This window comes from Bacillus sp. 05T31 (assembly GCF_056396725.1).
This window is the reverse complement of sequence record NZ_JBFTMA010001122.1, coordinates 1-861: the sequence shown is the minus strand read 5'-3', so window position 1 is coordinate 861 and position 861 is coordinate 1. Positions and strand designations below refer to the sequence as shown.

At 37.0% G+C, this 861-nt stretch carries 2 protein-coding genes; one reads left to right on the top strand and one right to left on the bottom strand.

Annotated features, from left to right (window positions below; all coding sequences use genetic code 11):
* Nucleotides 1-419, bottom strand: a 419-nt coding sequence (locus tag AC1DJR_RS31785; RefSeq protein WP_477004448.1) for an alkaline phosphatase, incomplete at its 3' end; no start/stop codon positions are given.
* 253 nt (nucleotides 420-672) lie between these two features.
* Here AC1DJR_RS31785 and AC1DJR_RS31780 point away from each other — a divergent pair.
* The coding region (locus AC1DJR_RS31780) for a pyruvate kinase (protein WP_477004447.1) at nucleotides 673-861 on the top strand (189 nt) is incomplete at its 3' end.

Here is an 861-nt window from a genome sequence, read left to right as displayed (position 1 = left end):
TCTAAGACGTTGGCAACTGGACGAAACTTGCATTCTTCTTTCACTGGTTCTAAGCCAGGTGAATTCACAACAGAAGGTAATACGCCCACGTAGCCTGAATTTGATTTATTTCCTGTTGCTAAAGCTGTGGCTGCTGGTGCAGAGTCCGTAATAGCCGATTCTGCTGAGTATGTACGAACACCTCCGGATACAATTTGATCTAGTGCAAGAGGTGAACCTTTATACCACCGGGCTAATGTTGTAGCAGAAGAACTTGTCCCATCTATAACCATGAAAATCACATTTTTAGGTTGCTTTCCTGCTTTTTTTACCTCAGCTTTTACCTCGTTATCGTTCAGTATGATTCCTGTTGCTAATGTAAATAGTGCTACCGTTCCCGCTAATGTTAGTCCCATTATTTTTTTTCGAAGAGTAGTCATTGTGGTTCCTCCATAGGTCGTTTTCGATATCCCAATCTAACGTTCGTATGTAAACAAGATTTATTATTAGTAGTACCCCATTGCAACGAAACTAACAATAACTATGGAGTCAAAAAGTTAAATTTAAGCTACTTCTTCAGCAAAACATTCTCCTCATATAAAACTTCTTTGCACCCTTAGTTGTACGGTCTTTCTTATAAAAAGAATTTTCTCTTTATTTTATGGGAAACATTTAAAAAAGGAGGGTGGGAAAATGACAATTGATCGAGTTTGTACAATTGGGCCAGCAAGTAATAATAAAGAAACATTAGTTCAGTTAATAAGCAATGGTATGAAAATTGTTCGGTTGAATTTATCACATGGCACCCATGAAAGTCATAAAACAATCATGCGTTTAGTGAAATCGTTAGACAATTCTATTAGAATTCTAGGGGATGTACAA